The following is a 15,041-nucleotide window of genomic DNA, read 5'->3' on the forward strand; positions in this document are numbered from 1 at the left end:
GGAGAAGGCTCACTTCTCGAACCTGCCCTTATGGCCGCTGCCGTTGATGTCCCAGACAAGGCTCGAGCCGGACACCGTCAGCACCAGTCCGCTGAAGCCGCTGTCGTCGGGCGTGTGATGCGTGGAGGCGGAGCTGCGGCCGGCCGGGATGACCTCGACGGTCGAGCCCTTCCTCACCCAGCAGCCCTTGCCGTACTGGTCGTTGGCGCCATAGGCGAGCGCGAATTCGAAGCTGCCGTCTTTCTTCAAAAGCAGCTCGGAACCGACTTCCATGACGCCGTTCAGGTAATAATGGCCGGCAAGACGGGCATCGCCCGGCTGGCACGCGTTGGCGGCAACGGGTATGCCACAGAAAAGCGCGCCTGCAAGCGCGCCTGCAAATCGCAACTGCATGATGATCCCCCGATCGTTGAATGAAAGTCAGACGCTGCCGGCGCCGGCCAGGAACAGCCCGGCGATGATCGCCGCCACGGCCGCGAAGGCCGGATAGATCACCAGCAGGCCAGTCACCAGCGCGTCGCGGGCGCTCGGCTTGGCCGCCGCAGCCTCGAACGGCCCGGCCGGGTGCTGTGCCGGCTTCAGCGTGCTGCCGGCGGGCCGCAGCCTGGCCGATCTGCCGCTCTCGATCATGTCTTCAGCCGTCGTCATGGCCCCGAACCCCTTGTTTCGACGCGCTTTATGGTCGTCGATTGTGTCGGCAGCATGCCGCGCCGGTGGCGGAATTGTTTCGTTTTTGGTGGGATTTGTTTCAGTTCTCCCTTCTCCCGCAAGGGGAGAAGGGAAGGCGCTAACCCTTGCCGCTCCAAGCCGCATCGTTTAGGAAACGCGCGCTCGAAGTAAGTCACCACTGACTGGAAACCTCCATGGCCGACAAATCGGAAAAGACGAAAGCGCGGCTGCCGCGCGGTTTTGCCGACCGCAGCGCCGAAGACATCCGCGCCGTCGAGAAGATGATGGCGACCATCCGCTCGGTCTATGAGCTCTACGGCTTCGAGCCGGCCGACCAGCCGCTGATCGAATACACCGATGCTCTCGGAAAATTCCTGCCCGACCAGGACCGGCCGAATGAAGGCGTGTTCTCCTTCCAGGACGATGACGACCAGTGGCTGTCGCTGCGTTACGATCTGACCGCGCCGACGGCGCGTTTCGTCGCCGAGAATTACGACAGGTTGCCAAAACCCTATCGCAGCTACCGCTCCGGCTGGGTGTTCCGCAACGAGAAGCCTGGTCCCGGCCGCTTCCGCCAGTTCATGCAGTTCGACGCCGATACGATCGGCACGCCGGGTGTCGCCGCCGATGCCGAGATGGCGATGATGATGGCTGACGTGATGGAAGCGCTCGGCATCAAGCGCGGCGACTACGTCATTCGCGTCAACAACCGCAAGGTGTTGGACGGCGTGCTGGAAGCGATTGGCCTTGGCGGCGACGAGAACATTGGGCGCCGACTGCAAGTGCTGCGAGCCATCGACAAGCTAGACAAGTTTGGACCACAGGGGGTGAAACTCTTGCTGGGAAAGGGTCGTTGGGATGGCGGCAAGGAAGGCGAAGGTGATTTCACCAAGGGAGCCGGCCTTGACGATGTCCAAGTTGAGGCCGTCCTTTTCGCTACCGCAAAGCCTGATCGAGCCAGCGAGGGCCACCAAGATTCGGCTATTCGAGCGAGCCAATTCTTCAATGACGGTCTGGCTGAATTGTCGACTATCGAAGCTTTGGTCAGGGCCGCTGGCTATGGCGAAGACCGCATCGTGATGGATCGCTCCGTCGTGCGCGGCCTCGAATACTACACCGGCCCGGTCTTCGAGGCGGAGCTTCTGGCGGAAATCCCGAACGAGGATGGCCAGATCGTGCGCTTCGGCTCGGTCGGCGGCGGCGGCCGCTATGATGGGCTGGTCTCGCGCTTCCGCGGCGAGCCGGTGCCGGCGACGGGTTTCTCCATCGGCGTCTCCCGGCTGATGACGGCGCTGAAGAACCTCGGCAAGCTCGATACCGCCGATGTTGTCGCGCCGGTCGTGGTGCTGGTCATGGACAAGGACACCGAAAGCCTCGGCCGCTACCAGAAGATGGTCGCGGACCTCCGCGCCGCCGGCATCCGCTCCGAAATGTATCTCGGCGGCGCCGGCATGAAGGCGCAGCTGAAATACGCCGACCGCCGCGGCAGCCCGGTCGCCATCATCCAGGGCGGCGACGAGCGCGCCAAGGGCGAGCTGCAGATCAAGGACCTGATCGAAGGCGCCCGCATGTCGGCCGAGATCACCGACAATGCCGAATGGCGGGCGGCACGGCCGGCGCAGGTGACGGTGGCGGAGGGGGAGCTGGTTGGCGAGGTGAAGAAGATACTTGCGGCGCAGGCTGCTGATCGCGCGAAGGGTGGCGCTTGAACACCCCCCTCTGTCCTGCCGGACATCTCCCCCGCAAGGGGGGAGATTGGATGTCGCGTATGCTTTCGCCAATCTCCAGCGTTGGAGAATGGGAGCCGAGCCCAAAACTGCTGATCTCCCCCCTTGCGGGGGAGATGGCCGGCAGGCCAGAGGGGGGTGCCTCGCGCCCTACCTATCCATGACCACCCGTCCCGCCATCGCCGCAGACATCGTCCAACTCTTCGCCACCCGCGACACCCACGCCGTGGAAGTCGCTGTCCTGCAGCCGGCCGATCCGTTCCTCGATATGGCCGGCGAGGATTTGCGCCGCCGCATTTTCCTCACCGAAAGCGAGACCGGCAAGACGCTGTGCCTGCGGCCCGAATTCACCATTCCGGTCTGCCTCGACCACATCGCGAGCCAGGCCGGAACGCCGCGCCGCTACTCCTATCTGGGCGAAGTCTTCCGCCAGCGCCGTGAGGGCGGCAATGAATTCTTCCAGGCCGGCATCGAGGACCTCGGCGATCGCGACACGGCCGCCGCCGATGCCCGCTCGCTGGCCGATGCGCATGCGCTGCTTTCGCTGGTGCTGCCCGGCCAGACACTTGCCGTCACGCTCGGCGACCAGACTTTGTTCGAAGCGGTGCTCGCCGCGCTCGGCTTGCCGCGCGGCTGGCGCATGCGCCTTGCGCGCGCCTTCGGCTCGGCGCCGATGCTGGAAGCAGCGCTCGCCGATCTCGCCAATCCGCCGCGCAATAGCCAGCTCTCCGGTCCGGTCGCCTTGCTTGTGCTCGACGGCGATGCGGAAGGCCTCGCCGCGCATATCTCTGCCGGCATCGAGGAGGCCGGGCTGTCGGCATCGTCCGGCCGCGCGCCTGCTGATATCGCGCGGCGCCTGATCGAGAAAGCGCAACTGCGCAGCGTGCGGCTGTCCGACGAGGCGTTTTCGGCGCTGAAAGGTTTTCTCGAGATCGACGTCGCGCTCAGCGGCGCGACCGCGGCGCTTGAGAAATTCGCCGCCGATGCCGGCCTGTCGCTGGGACCGGCGCTGGAGAATTTCGCCGCCCGCGCCGAGGCGATCGAGGCGCATGGCCTGTCCTCGGCACAAATCCGCTACGACGCCGCCTTCGGCCGTCCGCTCGATTACTATACCGGCCTGGTCTTCGAGATTGCCGCCGGTGACGGCGACCGCCCGCTGGCCGGCGGCGGCCGCTACGATCGGCTGCTGACGCTGCTCGGCGCCAAGAAGCCGATCCCCGGCGTCGGCTTTTCAGTCTGGCTCGACCGTATCGAAGCCTTGCGGGAGAGCGCGAAATGATCACGCTGGCGATCCCCTCGAAGGGCCGTCTCAAGGAACAGTCGCTCGAAGTGCTGGCCAAGGCCGGCCTGGCCGTCACCTTGCCCGAGGACGACCGCAAATACCGTGCCCGCATCGACGGCCTCGACGATGTCGAGGTGGCCTTCCTGTCCGCGTCCGAGATCGCCGGCGAGATCGGCCAGGGCGCGGTCGATCTCGGCATCACCGGCGAGGACCTTTTGCGCGAGAACCTCGCCGATTGGGAAGCGCGCGCCGAGATCGTCGCCCGCCTCGGCTTCGGCCATGCCGATGTCGTGGTCGCCGTGCCCGACATCTGGCTCGACGTCGATACCATGGCCGACCTCGACGATGTCGCCGCCGATTTCCGCCAGCGCCACGGCCGGCGCTTGCGGATAGCTACAAAGTACTGGCGGCTGACGCAGCAGTTCTTTTCACTCAAGCACGGCATCCAGGTCTACCGCATCGTCGAAAGCCTCGGCGCCACCGAAGGCGCGCCGGCGGCGGGACTGGCCGACGTCATCGTCGACATCACCACCACCGGCTCGACGCTGCGCGCCAACCACCTCAAGGTGCTGGGCGACGGAACGATCCTGAAGTCGCAAGCTTGTCTGGTGGCGTCGAAAAAGTCTCGAGATGCAGCCGACGAGGCGCAGTTGCGCGACATTGCCGCAAAAATGGGCGCGCTGGTTGCCTAGAGCAATTTCAGGAAAAGTGTGAAGCGGTTTTCCGTCCGGAATTGCGTCAAAGAGCTTTAGCCACCTCTACCTTCGGCGGGTTTCCACCGCCTTTGCGGGCTGATAGGCTCGATCATCCCGGGAGGAGACGGCGATGGCGATCAAACTCGACGAGCTCATGAACGCCACCAATCTGCGCGGGCGCGGCGCCAGCGGCACCTTCATTGCCCCGCTGGGCGGCAAGGCGCATGTATCGGGCGATCGCTTGGTGCCCCTGCTCGACAAGACCATTCCCGAACTGTTTTCCGAAACGGTGAGCAAATACGCCACGCTCGACGCCGCCGTTTTCGTTGGCCAGGACAAGCGCTTCACCTGGAGCGAGCTCTCGGACGCGGTCGACGCCTTGGCCGCCGGCTTCCTGGCGCTGGGTCTGGAAAAAGGCGACCGCGTCGGCATCTGGTCGCCGAACCGTTGGGAATGGCTGGTGACGCAGTTCGCCACCGCGCGCATCGGCCTGATCCTCGTCAACATCAACCCGGCCTACCGGCTGACCGAGCTCGAATATGCCCTCAACAAGGTTGGGTGCAAGGCGCTCGTCACCGCCGCCCAATTCAAGACATCCGACTATCTCGGCATGATCGGAACGCTTGCGCCCGAGCTCGCCGCCGCCGAGCCCGGCAAGCTCAAGGCCAAGAAACTGCCGGCGCTGAAGATCGTCATCCGGATGGGCGACGACAATTCGCCCGGCATGTTCAATTTCGGCGATGTGCTGGCCATGGCCGGGCGTGACGAACATGACAGCCTCGACCGCATCTCCGAAGGCCTGAAGCCCGGCGACGCCATCAACATCCAGTTCACCAGCGGCACGACGGGTGCGCCGAAGGGCGCGGCGCTGACGCATTCCAACATCGTCAACAACGGCAATTTCGTCACTTCGGCGATCAGGCTCACCGTCGACGATCGGCTCTGCATCCCGGTGCCGCTTTACCATTGCTTCGGCATGTCGATGGGCACGATGGGCTGCGTCTCCAAGGGCGCCACCATGGTTTTCCCGGGCGAGGGCTTCGATGCCGGCGCGACGCTGAAAGCGGTCGCGCAGGAGCGCTGCACCGGGCTCTATGGCGTGCCGACCATGTTCGTCACCATGCTCGACCATGTCGATTTTTCCAGCTTCGATCTCTCCAGCCTGCGCACCGGCATCATGGCCGGTTCGCCATGCCCGATCGAGGTGATGAAGAAGGTTGTGTCGCTCATGCACATGGCGCAAGTGACCATCGCCTATGGCATGACGGAGACCAGTCCCGTCTCCTTCCAGAGCAGCGTCGACGATCCGCTGGAAAAGCGCGTCTCCACCGTCGGTCGCATCCATCCGCATGTCGAGGTCAAGGCGATCGGCGCCGACGGCGCCACCGTCGCGGTCGGCGAGCCTGGCGAGCTCTGCACGCGCGGCTATTCGGTGATGAAGGGCTATTGGGACGACGCCGACAAGACCCGCGAGGCGATCGACGCCGACGGCTGGATGCACACGGGCGACCTCGCCACGATCGACGCCGAGGGCTACTGCAACATCGTCGGCCGGGTGAAGGACATGGTCATCCGCGGCGGCGAGAACGTCTATCCGCGCGAGGTCGAGGAATTCCTCTATCGCCATCCCAAGATCAAGGAAGTTCAGGTCTTCGGCATTCCCGACGACAAATATGGCGAGGAGCTCTGCGCCTGGATCGTGCTGAAGCCCGGCCAGATCGCCACCGCCGAGGAGATCAAGGCTTTCTGCGCCGGCCAGATCGCGCATTACAAGGTGCCGCGCTACATCCGCTTCCGCACCGAGCTGCCGATGACGGTGACCGGCAAGCCACAGAAATTCCTGATGCGCGAGGCGATGGTGGAGGAATTGGGATTGGTGGTGCAGAAGACGGCGTGAAACGGCATTTATGGACAACGAGTTTCCAAATTTTGCGGCGCTGAAAGCCGCCAAAATCGAAAACATAGATTATCGCATAGTCGTCCGGCGCGGCGCGCGAACTGGCAGTGCCATCGTCATCGCCCCGCATGGCGGCAAGATCGAGCCCCGTACCTCCCTGATCGCCGAGACGATAGCGGGGGGCGATCTCGATATGTATTGCTTTGAAGGGCTCATGCCGGAAAGCAACCGGGAGCTGCACATAACATCCAGGAACTTTGACGAGGCAACCGCGCTGAAACTGTTGCGGACGAAGTCCACTGTCGTTGCTATCCACGGTCGCCAGGATCGGGATGATCTCGCGACAGTCTACATGGGCGGCAAGGACGCCGCGTTGGTTTCAGAGATAGCCTGGCGTCTGCGGGAGGCCGGCTTCCAGACAAAAAAGGATAACCATCCGTTTCCGGGTATCCAGGATTCGAACATCGTCAACCGAGGACTGACGGGCAAAGGCGCACAGCTGGAAGTGCCCTTCTCGCTGCGCCGTCGAATGGGGAACGAGTCGGAACTTCTGGAAAGATTCTGTGGGGCGGTTCGCAAGTCCATCGAGGCATTCGACGCCAGAAATGATGCCCGATCCTCAATCGTGTTTTGAACGGTGCGCTTGGCGGGCAAAGATGCCCGTGAGAGGTGCTCCCTACGCGCTTTTCCGCTAAGTTGGCGCAAACGCGTGGCGTTCGGGGGGCTTGAATGACTGGTTACGGGCGGTCGGTGACTTCCTACACGATGCCGTTGGCCGCGCTGGCGATGGCTCTCGCGGTCAAGGCCGGCGGCCTTTCGGTCGACGAAGGGTCGCTGAACGCCAGGATACTGGTTGGAGCGCTGTCGAGCGCCATCATGTTCACCACCATTTTCGTGGTGCTCGACCACGCCGAGGCGCTCGCCCGGCGCATAGGGGAGCCCTACGGAACCCTGGTGCTGACTTTTGCGGTTACGGCAATCGAAGTGTCGATCATCGTCTCGATGATGCTGCATGGAGCAAACAACCCCACGCTGGCGCGCGAATCCGTTTTCTCGACGGTGATGATCACCTCCACTGGCGTTGTCGGCATCTGTCTCACGCTTGGCGGCTGGCGCTATCGCAAGCAGGCGATCCTCCGGCAAGGTACCAACGCATACCTGTCGGTTCTGATCGCGTTGACCGTGATGACGCTTATTCTTCCGACCTACACCCAGGCTACGGATCCCGGCACGTTTTCGGCGGCTCAGCTTGGTTTCGTCAGCGTCCTTTCGGTGTTGCTCTATGCGAGCTTCGTGTTTGCCCAGACCGTCCGGCACCGGGAGGACTTCGTCCAGGGACAGGCGCACGACGTTCCGATGCGAACCGCCTCCCACGACAGCATTTTCGTCAGCGCCCTGCTGCTGCTGAGCGGGCTCATCGGCATTGTCCTGCTCGCAGAGCAGGTCGCCGCGAGCGTGGAGGATGCGCTCGCGGCCTATAAGGTGACCCAGGCCGACAGCATCGTGGGAGCAATGATCGCGGCACTGGTTTTGATGCCGGAGGCGATCTCGGCGATCCGCGCCGCCTTCAAGAATGAGCTGCAGCGCAGCCTGAACGTCGCGATGGGCTCGGCCTGCGCCACGATCGGCTTGACGATACCGGCGGTCGCGGCGGCCAGCCTGCTGACGGGCAGGGGCCTGACCTTGGGGCTCCCGGCGTCCGATGCCGTGCTTCTGGTGCTGGCGCTTTTCATATGCAGCGTAAGCTTCAGCACCGAAAGAACGACGTTCCTGACCGGCATGGTGCACGTCGTGGTGTTTTTCACCTATGTGTTCCTGATCTTTGTGCCGTGAAATGGTTGCAGCCTGCCATCAGGCGCAGGGATAGAAAGCGCCTCGAAAGGCGCCTCACATCCTCAGCACCGCCCGATCCAGCCCGCGTATGATCCGCGCCAGTTCCGCGCACTCGTCCTGGCGCACCTTGTTCTTGCGCCAGGCCATGCAGATCATGCGCTGCGGCATCGGCTCCTGGAACGGCACTATCCTCAGATCCGGCATGACTCCGGCGGCACTTGCCGCCATTTCCGGCACCAGCGTGACGCCGAGCCCATGCGCCACCATCTGCAAGAGCGTCGTCAGGCTGGTCGCGCCGTAGCTTGCCATCGCCACCGGCCGCACATTGCCGCAGACGGCCAGGGCCTGCTCGCGCAGGCAGTGGCCTTCCTCCAGAAGCATCAGCCGCTCAAGCGCCGGGCTCTCGGGCGGCACCGGCGGCGAGGCGAAGGCCGGATCGCCGGCGGGAACGGCGAGGAAGAAGCGGTCGGGAAACAGTTCTTCGGTGACGATTTTCGGCTGATCGAGCGGCAAGGCCGCGATGAAGGCGTCGAGCCGGCCGGACGTCGCGTCCTCGACCAGCGACGCGGTCACCGCTTCGCGCAGTTCGAGCTGGAGGGAAGGGTAGTGCCTTCTCAACTCTGGCAGCACATGCGGCAGGAGGTAGGGCGCGACCGTCGGGATGATGCCCAGCCGGAAGCGTCCCTCCATGGTAGGGCGGCCGCGCCGGGCAGTCGTCTCGACGTCACGTATTTCGGCCAGAATGCGCTCGATACGCGGCTGCAGGGCAAGCGCCTCGTCGGTCATGCGCACCGTCTTGCCGCCGCGCTCGAACAACAGGCAGTTCAGCCGCTCTTCCATCTCGGCGATCTGCGCGGAAAGGGCCGGCTGGCTGACGCCGGCAAGCTTCGCTGCGCGGCCGAAATGCAGCGTCTGCGCCAGCGCGTCGAAATACTGCATCTGTCGGACGGTGAGGCCAATCATAAGAAAATCCTATCAAATGAAACAGGAAAGGCAATTTGTCTTTATCGGCTGGCCGGCCTAGTCTGGAATCATTCCAGGTTGGCGCGGCCAGCGGCCGCCCCCGAGAATTTCGGGAAAAATCAACCTCGGCAAAATTCAACCTCGGCAAAAACCTCTGCAGAATCGGAGACTAAGATGGACGCCAAAACCGATGATAACAGCGCTGGCAAATGCCCAGTGACGCATGGATCCGCCGGCCGGACCAACCGTGACTGGTGGCCGAACCAGCTCGACCTTGCCGTCCTGCATCAGCAGTCGAACCTGTCGGACCCGATGGGCGAAGATTTCGACTACGCCAAGGAGTTCGCGAGCCTCGATCTCGATGCGGTGGTCAAGGACCTCACCAAGGTCATGACGGATTCGCAGGATTGGTGGCCGGCCGACTTCGGCCATTACGGGCCGCTCTTCATCCGCATGGCCTGGCACAGCGCCGGCACCTATCGCATCGGCGATGGCCGCGGCGGCGCCGGTGCCGGCCAACAGCGCTTCGCGCCGCTGAACAGCTGGCCGGACAACGCCAATCTCGACAAGGCGCGCCGGCTGCTGTGGCCGGTCAAGCAGAAATACGGCCGCAAGATTTCCTGGGCCGACCTTCTGATCCTCACCGGCAACGTCGCGCTGGAATCGATGGGCTTCAAGACCTTCGGCTTCGCCGGCGGCCGCGCCGATGTGTGGGAGCCGGAGCAGGATGTGGACTGGGGCTCCGAAACCAAGTGGCTCGGCGATGAGCGCTATTCGGGCGACCGTGAGCTTAGCGGCCATCTCGGCGCCGTGCAGATGGGCCTCATCTACGTCAACCCGGAAGGCCCGAACGGCAAGCCGGATCCGATCGCCGCGGCGCGCGACATCCGCGAGACGTTCGGCCGCATGGCGATGAACGACGAGGAGACCGTGGCGCTGATCGCCGGCGGCCATACCTTCGGCAAGACCCATGGCGCCGGTGACGCCTCGCTGGTGGGTGCCGAGCCCGAAGGCGCGGGCATCGAGGCGCAAGGCCTCGGCTGGTCGAGCAAATACGCCTCCGGCATCGCCGGCGACGCCATCACCTCGGGCCTCGAGGTCATCTGGACGACGACGCCGACCAAATGGAGCAACAACTTCTTCGACAACCTGTTCAATTACGAATGGGAGCTGACGAAGAGCCCGGCCGGCGCCCATCAATGGACGCCGAAGGCCGGCGCCGGCGCCGGTACCGTTCCGGACGCACACAACCCCTCCAAGCGTCACGCGCCGGCGATGCTCACCACCGACCTCGCGCTGCGTTTCGACCCGGCCTACGAGAAGATCTCGCGCCGCTTCCACCAGCATCCGGAACAGTTTGCCGATGCCTTCGCCCGCGCCTGGTTCAAGCTCACCCACCGCGACATGGGCCCGGTCGTGCGCTATCTGGGTCCGCTCGTGCCGAAGGAAGAGCTGATCTGGCAGGATCCGATCCCGGCGATCGACCATGAGCTGGTGAGCGAGGCCGACATCGCTTCGCTCAAGGCCAAGATCCTGGCCTCCGGCCTCTCGGTCTCGGAGCTGGTCTCGACGGCCTGGGCTTCGGCCTCGACCTTCCGCGGCTCGGACAAGCGCGGCGGCGCCAATGGCGGCCGTATCCGGCTTGAGCCCCAGAAGGACTGGGAGGTCAACCAGCCGGCCCAGCTCGCAAAGGTGCTCAGCAAGCTGGAAGCTCTCCAGAAGGAGTTCAACGCCGCGCAGGCCGGCGGCAAGAAGGTCTCGCTCGCCGACCTCATCGTGCTCGGCGGCGTCGCTGCGATCGAGAAGGCGGCGAAGGACGGTGGCACCGAGGTGACGGTGCCCTTCACGCCGGGCCGCATGGACGCTTCGCAGGAGCAGACGGATGTCGCCTCCTTCGCTGCCCTGGAGCCGAAGGTCGATGGCTTCCGCAATTATGCTCGCGGTCGGTTGCCGATGTCGGTCGAAGCGATGCTGGTCGACCGCGCCCAGCTCCTCACGCTGACGGCGCCCGAACTGACCGTACTGGTCGGCGGCCTGCGCGTGCTCGGCGCCAATGCCGGCGGCTCCAAGCATGGCGTCTTCACCGACAGGCCGGGCACGCTGACCAATGACTTCTTCGTCAATCTGCTCTCGATGGCGACCGTGTGGGATCCGGCGGCCGGCTCAGAGTCGGGCTCGGACGAGGTCTACGAAGCGCGCGACCGCAAGACCAAGCAAGTGAAGTGGACCGGCACCCGCGCCGACCTGATCTTCGGCTCGCACGCGCAGTTGCGCGCGCTCTCCGAGGTCTACGGCTCGGCCGACGCCAAGGCGAAGTTCGTCAAGGATTTCGTCAAGGCCTGGACCAAGGTGATGAACGCCGACCGCTTCGACATCGCCGCGAAGTAAGATCGCATCCTCCCAACGAAAAAGGCGCGGGTCATGCCCGCGCCTTTTTTGCATTTATCCAGAGCTATCAGTCTTTCTCGAAGATGCCGGCCTTGGCGACCACGCCGGCAATCGCTCCACCGATCAGCGGCGCGACGATGAACAGCCAGAGCTGGCTGAGCGCAGCACCGCCCGAAAACAGCGCCGGGCCGATCGAGCGCGCCGGATTGACCGAGGTGCCGGTCACCGGGATCATGGCGAAGTGGATCCCCGCCAGCGTCAGGCCGATGACCAGGCCGGCAAAGGCGGTGGTGTGCTTGGCGTTGGTGACGCCAAGGATCACCGTGACGAAGGTGAAGGTGCCGATCAGCTCCCACAGGAAGGCCGAGCTCATGCCCCATTTCGTCTCGTCCCAGCCATTGGCGCCGAAGCCGCCGGTGTGGCCGCCAGCCTGGCCCGATACGATGATCCACAGCGCCAGCGAGGCGATGATGGCGCCGATGACCTGCGCGATCCAGTAGGGGACGACATCCTTGGCCGGCATCCGCCCCGCCAGGAACACGCCCAGCGTCACCGCCGGATTGAGATGCGCGCCCGAGATCGGGCCGATCGCATAGGCCGCGGCGATCAGACCGATGCCGAACGCCAGGCCGATGCCTTCCTGTCCGAGCGGCAGCGCGCCGCCGAAACCGCCCGTGACCACGGAGGCGGTGCCGATGAACACCAACAAAAATGTGCCGAGAACTTCTGCCAGATAAGTCTTCATTGCCCTCTCCTTGTCGGACCCGCCAAACCGCGTTTCCCGCGCCGCGAATCACTGGTGGAAGAGTATTCCTGTGGACAACACTTGCAAAGCTGGGAGGTTAAGCAGGTCGGCTTTCTTGCAGGCGTCAATCAAAACATTAGAAGTCTTTCATGTTCTGATCGATTGTTCTTGTTTCCCGGCCGCACCTCTCGCCATGGAAAAACCGTTCGGCCAAATCCTCCGGTCTTGAAACGTCATTTCATCGGCAAACCGAATGGAACTGTTTCAATCCTGGCCTGAAAGGCTTTAAGAGCGGGCTGGACCCGATTTGTAAACAGCTACGGAAAACAGGATGCGACTGGGCGGAAGGCTGGCGGCGGCGATAGAGATTCTGGAAGACATCGGCCGGCGTCACCGGCCGGTGGCCGACGCCCTGCGCGACTGGGGCCTGTCGCATCGCTTCGCCGGTGGCGGCGATCGCGCGGCGATCGGCAACATCGTCTATGACGCGTTGCGCCGCAAACGCTCGGCCGGCTGGCTGTTCGGCGAGGACACGCCGCGCGCCATCGGCTTTGGCGCGCTTCTGTTGGAATGGGGCCAGACGGCGCAGTCGCTCAACGACGCGCTCGATGGCGACAAATTCGCGCCGCCGCTGCTCGACGCCGGCGAGCTGAAGGCAGCCGCCGGCCGCAGGCTGGCCGACGCGCCCGACGTGGTGCGGGCCGATATCCCGGACTGGTGCGCGCCGCTGCTCGAGCGAGCCTATGGCGAGGCCTGGGTCGAGGAAGGCGCCGCCCTGGCGCAGCGCCCGCCGCTGGATCTGAGGGTCAACACGCTTCAGGCCGATCGTGCCAAGGTGCTGGCCGAGCTCCAGGGCACGGGTGCCGCGCCGGCGGCGATCGCGCCGCACGGCATCCGCATCCCGCCGATCGACGGCGACGGCCGGCACCCCAACGTGCAGGCCGAGCCGGCCTTCCAGAAAGGCTGGTTCGAAGTGCAGGACGAGGGTTCGCAGCTTGCCGCGGCACTTGCCGGCGCCGCGCCCGGCATGCAGGTGCTCGACTATTGCGCCGGCGCCGGCGGCAAGACGCTGGCGCTGTCGGCCGAGATGGACAATCGGGGCCAGCTCTTCGCCCATGATGCGGAGAAGGTGCGGCTGGCGCCGATCTTCGAGCGCATCCGCCGTTCGCACAACCGCAACGTCCAGGTCGTCAGCAAGCCCGCGGAGCTTGCGCCGCTCGCCAACCACATGGATATCGTGCTGATCGACGCGCCCTGCACCGGCAGCGGCACCTGGCGGCGGCGTCCCGACGCCAAATGGCGGCTGACCGAGAGGCAGCTCGATGCCCGCAAGGGAGAGCAGCAGGCGATCCTCGACACCGCGCAGGCCTTCGTCAAGCCGGGCGGCTTGCTGGTCTACATCACCTGTTCGGTGTTCGATGCCGAGAACGGCGAGCAGGTCGCGGCCTTCCGCGAGCGCCATGAAGGCTTTGCGCCGGTCGATCATCGTCAGCTCTGGGATGGCCGCTTCCTTGGTCATGAAGGGGCCGCGCGTATCGGCGAAGGCGGCGGCATCTCGCTGTCACCGGCGTTGAGCGGCACCGACGGGTTCTATTTCCACGCCCTGCGCCGGGCTGCTTGAAGACAACCGGCTTTTGCTGCGCTGCAGCATAAAAGATTGCCTGTTTTGCCGGGCTCTGCAATAAACTTCGCCAGCAATATGAGGCAAAGCGCCATGGCAGCAGCCAAGATCGTACCCGCTCCCGACTTCGAGGAACGCGTCAGGGCGTCCTTTGCCCGGCAGGAGGCAATGGCCACGATCGGCGCCGAGCTGACGCTGGTGACGCCCGGCATCATCGAGATCGAGATGCCTTATTCCGCCTCACTTACCCAGCAGCATGGCTTCCTGCATGCCGGCGTCATTTCGACCGCTTTGGACTCCGCCTGCGGTTACGCGGCCTTTTCGCTGATGCCGCAGAATTCCAGCGTGCTGACCATCGAGTTCAAGGTGAATCTCCTCGCTCCGGGCAGGGGCGAGCGGTTCCTGTTCCGCGGTTCCGTAACCAAACCCGGCCGCACCATCATCGTCGCCGACGGCCAGGCCTATGCCTTCGCCGCCGACGGCGAGGCCAAGCTGATCGCCACCATGACCGGCACCATGATGACGGTGGTCGGCCGCGACGGAATAGAAGGCTGATCCATGGCGGGTGCAGTTCAGATTGCCGGCAAGGCGGTTCTCTTCGTCATGGCGGTCGAGGCCGAATACGGCCCGCACCTGAAAAACCTGTTCACGCCGCTGATGACCGGCGTCGGCCCGGTCGAGGCCGGTGTCAGGCTGGGCGCCGAGCTTGCGGCGTTGAAAGCCGAGGGAGCGCTCCCGGACCTGGTTGTTTCGCTGGGCTCGGCCGGCAGCCGCAAGCTGGAACAGGCCGAGATCTACCAGGTCGTGTCGGTGAGCTATCGCGACATGGACGCTTCGCCGCTCGGCTTCGAGAAGGGCGCGACGCCTTTCCTCAACCTGCCGGTGACGGTGCCGCTGCCTTTCGTCATCCCGGGTGTCAAGGCCGCCTCGCTATCGACCGGCGGCGCGATCATTTCCGGCGCCGCCTATGACGTCATCGATGCCGACATGGTCGACATGGAGACCTTCGCCTGCTTGCGCGCCTGCCAGCTCTTCGGCGTGCCGCTGGTCGGCCTGCGCGGCATTTCCGACGGCGCGGCCGATCTCAGGCACGTCAACGACTGGACGGAATATCTGCACGTGATCGACGAGAAGCTGGCCGCTGCCATCGACTTGCTGGAGCAGGCGGTCGTCTCCGGCGCGATCCGGCTGGGATAGGCCAAAAAGGACGGAAAGCCGCAG

General features: G+C 64.6%; 14 protein-coding genes. 10 read left to right on the plus strand and 4 right to left on the minus strand.

Going from position 1 to position 15,041, the window contains the following annotated elements; genetic code table 11:
* Positions 1 to 9: 9 nt before the first annotated feature.
* Both FJ414_RS09745 and FJ414_RS09750 read right to left on the minus strand, forming a co-directional pair.
* Positions 10 to 393 carry a hypothetical protein gene (locus FJ414_RS09745; RefSeq protein ID WP_140643920.1) on the minus strand — a complete coding sequence of 128 codons (384 nt, stop codon included), beginning with the start codon at positions 391 to 393 and terminating at the stop codon, positions 10 to 12.
* 27 nt (positions 394 to 420) lie between these two features.
* The gene (locus tag FJ414_RS09750) at positions 421 to 648 is read right to left on the minus strand and encodes a hypothetical protein (RefSeq protein WP_140643922.1); all 228 of its coding nucleotides are present in this window, start codon (positions 646 to 648) and stop codon (positions 421 to 423) included.
* Positions 649 to 863: 215 nt separating this feature from the next.
* Between FJ414_RS09750 and hisS the strand changes: the two genes are divergently transcribed.
* The 6 genes from hisS (at position 864) to FJ414_RS09785 (ending at position 8,103) form a co-directional block, all read left to right on the plus strand.
* Positions 864 to 2,378 (plus strand): histidine--tRNA ligase, encoded by a 1,515-nt coding sequence (gene hisS / locus FJ414_RS09755; protein ID WP_140643924.1) that lies wholly within the window; start codon positions 864 to 866, stop codon positions 2,376 to 2,378.
* 178 nt (positions 2,379 to 2,556) lie between these two features.
* On the plus strand, positions 2,557 to 3,675 hold the full coding sequence (locus FJ414_RS09765; protein ID WP_140643926.1) for an ATP phosphoribosyltransferase regulatory subunit: 1,119 nt from the start codon (positions 2,557 to 2,559) through the stop codon (positions 3,673 to 3,675).
* Complete coding sequence (hisG, locus tag FJ414_RS09770) at positions 3,672 to 4,370, plus strand: ATP phosphoribosyltransferase (RefSeq protein ID WP_140643928.1); 699 nt, start codon at positions 3,672 to 3,674, stop codon at positions 4,368 to 4,370. The genes FJ414_RS09765 and hisG overlap by 4 nt, the downstream gene beginning before the upstream one ends.
* A gap of 133 nt (positions 4,371 to 4,503) precedes the next feature.
* Positions 4,504 to 6,270: an AMP-binding protein gene (locus tag FJ414_RS09775; protein WP_140643930.1), complete on the plus strand. Its 1,767-nt coding sequence runs from the start codon at positions 4,504 to 4,506 to the stop codon at positions 6,268 to 6,270.
* A 10-nt stretch (positions 6,271 to 6,280) separates the two neighbouring features.
* Complete coding sequence (locus tag FJ414_RS09780) at positions 6,281 to 6,904, plus strand: poly-gamma-glutamate hydrolase family protein (protein ID WP_140643932.1); 624 nt, start codon at positions 6,281 to 6,283, stop codon at positions 6,902 to 6,904.
* Between the two features lie 131 nt (positions 6,905 to 7,035).
* On the plus strand, positions 7,036 to 8,103 hold the full coding sequence (locus FJ414_RS09785; protein WP_246672355.1) for a calcium:proton antiporter: 1,068 nt from the start codon (positions 7,036 to 7,038) through the stop codon (positions 8,101 to 8,103).
* A gap of 54 nt (positions 8,104 to 8,157) precedes the next feature.
* Here FJ414_RS09785 and FJ414_RS09790 read toward each other — a convergent pair whose 3' ends face one another.
* Positions 8,158 to 9,066, minus strand: coding sequence for a hydrogen peroxide-inducible genes activator (locus tag FJ414_RS09790; RefSeq protein ID WP_140643936.1), 909 nt, complete (start codon positions 9,064 to 9,066; stop codon positions 8,158 to 8,160).
* Between the two features lie 174 nt (positions 9,067 to 9,240).
* Between FJ414_RS09790 and katG the strand changes: the two genes are divergently transcribed.
* A complete protein-coding gene (gene katG, locus FJ414_RS09795) occupies positions 9,241 to 11,454 on the plus strand; it encodes a catalase/peroxidase HPI (protein ID WP_140643938.1) in 2,214 nt (737 codons plus the stop codon).
* A 67-nt stretch (positions 11,455 to 11,521) separates the two neighbouring features.
* On the opposite strand, the gene FJ414_RS09800 is transcribed toward katG, so the two are convergent.
* On the minus strand, positions 11,522 to 12,199 hold the full coding sequence (locus tag FJ414_RS09800; protein WP_140643940.1) for an MIP family channel protein: 678 nt from the start codon (positions 12,197 to 12,199) through the stop codon (positions 11,522 to 11,524).
* A gap of 331 nt (positions 12,200 to 12,530) precedes the next feature.
* Here FJ414_RS09800 and FJ414_RS09805 point away from each other — a divergent pair, with 331 nt between their 5' ends.
* The 3 genes from FJ414_RS09805 (at position 12,531) to FJ414_RS09815 (ending at position 15,017) form a co-directional block, all read left to right on the plus strand.
* Positions 12,531 to 13,820, plus strand: a complete 1,290-nt coding sequence (locus FJ414_RS09805; RefSeq protein ID WP_140643942.1) for an RsmB/NOP family class I SAM-dependent RNA methyltransferase — start codon at positions 12,531 to 12,533, stop codon at positions 13,818 to 13,820.
* A 93-nt stretch (positions 13,821 to 13,913) separates the two neighbouring features.
* Positions 13,914 to 14,375 (plus strand): PaaI family thioesterase, encoded by a 462-nt coding sequence (locus FJ414_RS09810; RefSeq protein ID WP_140643944.1) that lies wholly within the window; start codon positions 13,914 to 13,916, stop codon positions 14,373 to 14,375.
* Between the two features lie 3 nt (positions 14,376 to 14,378).
* Positions 14,379 to 15,017: a 5'-methylthioadenosine/S-adenosylhomocysteine nucleosidase gene (locus FJ414_RS09815; RefSeq protein ID WP_140643946.1), complete on the plus strand. Its 639-nt coding sequence runs from the start codon at positions 14,379 to 14,381 to the stop codon at positions 15,015 to 15,017.
* The last annotated feature ends 24 nt before the right edge of the window (positions 15,018 to 15,041 follow it).

The organism is Mesorhizobium sp. B3-1-6 (assembly GCF_006439555.1).
GTDB lineage: Bacteria > Pseudomonadota > Alphaproteobacteria > Rhizobiales > Rhizobiaceae > Mesorhizobium.